Below are 3589 nucleotides of genomic sequence, written 5' to 3'. Positions count from 1 at the left end.
GCAATGATGACCACCCCGTCGTCATGCGGAATCCCCGAAGAAGATTCATCGACCCTACCATCGTCAATCACCGCAGGCTGTGCCTTCTTTACGCTGATCTTGCCAATGGCTTTAATCATAAACTCCCCAATCCTTCATGCCGTTCAGCTTGCGCCCGGCATTTTTGTCCATTTTCTCACGGTCGTCCATGTTGTATTTGGTCGGAGCACCTTCGCCAAACCCAACAAACCGCACTCCGTCCTTAGTCTGAACAACCTGCGTAAACGACAACGAAACAGTCGCAGCTCTCGGAGTCCCATCCCGAAATAGCAACCGATATGTCACGTCACAGCCAGTCATTACCGCATATAGTACATCGCTACCGTCTTCGTTTAATCCCATATTGGGCATGTACAATACCGCAATCGGCGGCGGCAGCGACGAAATCACTCCCCCAATATCCTTGTACGTAGGATAGCAAAACGCTCTCAAAAATTTGATCTGTTCCCGCACGTTCACATTGTACGGACGGTTATCAATCGGGTTTTGGCTGTCTGGCCTTTGAGACGCCGATTTCAGCTTCTCCAAAGTGCTCCGCGTGTCTACCGGCATCGTGAAACGAGTCAGATTAACATCGAACGAGAATATCCGGCCACTATTCTGCGACCACTGCAAAAAGGCATGACTTCCACCAGTAACAGACTTCGGCTCCCAGCCTATGCTGATCGCATCCGAAATGGACTCCGGCCAATACTGAAAGGCCCGCTCTGACAGATCTACGCCGTCTTTCTTATAGGCTTTATTAAGATCTTCCGGGTCCAGTCCCGCAATAGACATCGACGCAGAAGGTCCGCCTTCCGGTCCACCCGCTATTGCCTCGATTACGCTGGCCATCAATCCTAGCGGCATCCTACTCCCTCCGTGTCACCCGGCATGTCCAGCGCACGTCACCGTAGTTGGAGTCATTACCGCCCTTGGCGTACAGATAAACCTCCGACTGTGTAGCCGGAAGCGTAACCGTTTGAGTCACTACCGTAACCCAGGTGTCGTTGTCTCCCAACACCGGTGGCGTCCACGCCGTATAGCTGAAAATTACCCCAGCCGTTGCGCTTTCCAACTTGATGTCCAAACCGGTCGTTGGAATCGCCGGATCGGCATCACCCCGATATTCGACAGTGACCTCCACATCGATGTTGCCAACAAACTGACTCCCATCGAGCGTGTGGAGCACGGCAGCGCCCTGGTAGACGCCGAACATATTGTCCTCAAACCTCCGCGTCACCTCGTACTGAATAATCCTGGCATGGATCGGGACAAGCTGTTGCAACTTAGGTTTCAGCCGACGAATGGCGTACTCAATCTTCTCATAGGTGTTATAAAAGCCATACGCCTCATCCGTAACCTCTACAAAAGCCCGCATGTTGTTCGACCGGCAATAGCAACAGGACATCGAGTCGAACAGCGGCAAGTATCTCACCGCCACGTTATCCAATGCCGATATTGGAGACGCCACTCCCGCACCAAACTGGATCAGCACTGTCCAGCGCCCCATATCCTCCGGCGGCGTGGCCCCCGCAGACAACAGCGACCACGCCGATTCCTCTTTGTCGATGTAATAGTACGTGTCGTTGATATTCGGCGGCGTACCAAGCAACGGATTTGCGTTGTATACATATTGAGACAGTGCAAACAAATTTGGATTCTGGTTTCCAGATCCGTCCTTTGGGAAGTTAAACGCCTCAAACTGGCACCGACGCATGTCAATTCTGTATCTGTATCCGTTTTGCCAACCCAGTGCGTCCAGTTCCACGTCATTCAACGGCGTTACCGAAAACACCGTAGCAGGCCCCCGCTTAACCCCTGGGGTGAATGAAGAAATCGGAGCGTAATACCCCTGCGTCACGTCCAACGCATACGATTGCCCAATGGACATGCCGTTCCAACGACCAGAATCCAAAGCTATGAGCATATTGTCCGTGACCTGAATCCAGTCCCCCGGCCCTGTCCCGTAATCAAAGTAATGCTCGTCGGACGCTATGTGATCGTACTTTATGAAAATCGGTCGCACGTCCGTGTACAACCTGTCGTTGATCCAAATCAGCTTGTCCGCAGGCAACAACGCAGCCAGCGCATTGTCGCACACCCTATACAAACCTTCCATAACCACGTCGAACAGACTGATAGCCCCTCGGATTCGATACGACGCCGCCGTCGACTTTAAAGACCAGAACTTTGCGATGTTCGCAATCGTAGACCGCTGTACGGCCTCTGGATCGTTCTCGTCGTTATCCAGTCCAAAATCTTTGGCTAAGTACCCTATCGTCGGAGGCGCGTTGAACAACATGTAATACCCGCGCACCGTGTACTTCGCCTTGATCGGCAGCGGTGTGTAACTCGAATAAACAGACGCCCCCGGCAAATCTATCAATATAGCACCCGACAGGTAATTAACCGTCCCGTACACCGTCGGCTGCAGCACGCCCCCGCTTGCCTCTCGAAGTGTCCCTACGTTCTCATCCACTGGGTCCGGCATATCGTAAAAAATGCGAGGACCACCGCTCTGCATCGGCATGTAGATGGCCACCCGCGCATCGGACGCCAAACCGGACAAGGGATTCACGTTCTTCACCAAGCGCACCGGCAAAACCGGAAGCTCCACCTTGGGCCGTTTCGATCCGTCCGTTGTTCCGATCTGTACCGTGCCGTTCAGCGGATACTCGGATACATCCTTCGCCCAATCCCTGCTCGAGAAATAGTTGAAGAGCAGCGTCAAATCACCGCCCTTCACCCATATCTCGTTGGCCAACGAAGTAGACGCCTTGTACATCTCCGTCTGGTCGAAATTCCGCGCCCGAACATTGACCACCTCGTATTGAGCATCGTACCAGTACAACTGCCAGTATCGAGCTACTTCTGCCAGCGGCTCATAGGGAAACCAAGGAAACTGCTCGGACAGAACGGCTGGGTCGTCGCTCGGAGGGCTTTCCAAGTCCGTCTCCGGCATCAATGTGTAATCCTTTTCGCCGATCAGCCTCACTACCGGCCCGACGTCCGGGTCTTCATGTTGCAGCGCCTCGGTCACGTAGAACCAGCGTGTCCAGCTCGATTTCGCCCGTACCAGATACGGATCTCGCTGCTGTGGCAACTTCGTGATGTGCTTGATCAGGTCTTCACCGACATCTCCCCACGTATTCAACAACCTTTGGAGGTAGTCGTGTTCATCGAGGCGTCTCCATTGCGGCGGGACGTTCAGCCAGAAGACCTTCTGACTCCAATACCCCTTGCCGAAAAAGCCGGAACCGCTCGGATCATTCAGGTCGCTGACCATCAATAACCTAGTCTCCTATCAGAACCTCGTAGAAAGCTGTCTTTTCCGCGCCATCATTCTCTGGGAAAACCAAATATCCAGTCAAATCTGTCGGATAAGCATCATCCAGAACAGGATTATCGCCATTTTCCAGATCAACATCCAATTCTGTTCTATCAGGCGTAGTCGAATACGCTATGGCAGTAATAGTCCAAGAACTATTCTGCCCTGTGCCTCTAAGGGCTATTTTCATCCCAACCGATATAGGATGATATCCAGACACCACTATCGTTCCAGACGAAA

Annotated in this window: 3 protein-coding genes; all 3 read right to left on the bottom strand. The window is 52.8% G+C overall.

Going from position 1 to position 3589, the window contains the following annotated elements; translation table 11 throughout:
- Nucleotides 1-111: 111 nt before the first annotated feature.
- Nucleotides 112-888, bottom strand: a complete 777-nt coding sequence (locus PHI12_14105) for a hypothetical protein (protein MDD5511920.1) — start codon at nt 886-888, stop codon at nt 112-114.
- Between the two features lies 1 nt (nt 889).
- Nucleotides 890-3310 carry a hypothetical protein gene (locus tag PHI12_14100; protein ID MDD5511919.1) on the bottom strand — a complete coding sequence of 807 codons (2421 nt, stop codon included), beginning with the start codon at nt 3308-3310 and terminating at the stop codon, nt 890-892.
- Nucleotides 3311-3314: 4 nt separating this feature from the next.
- The coding region (locus tag PHI12_14095) for a hypothetical protein (GenBank protein ID MDD5511918.1) at nt 3315-3589 on the bottom strand (275 nt) is incomplete at its 5' end.

It is taken from the genome of Dehalococcoidales bacterium (assembly GCA_028716225.1).
In the GTDB taxonomy this organism is placed as follows: domain Bacteria; phylum Chloroflexota; class Dehalococcoidia; order Dehalococcoidales; family UBA5760; genus UBA5760.
This window is presented reverse-complemented; position numbering and strand designations above follow the sequence as displayed.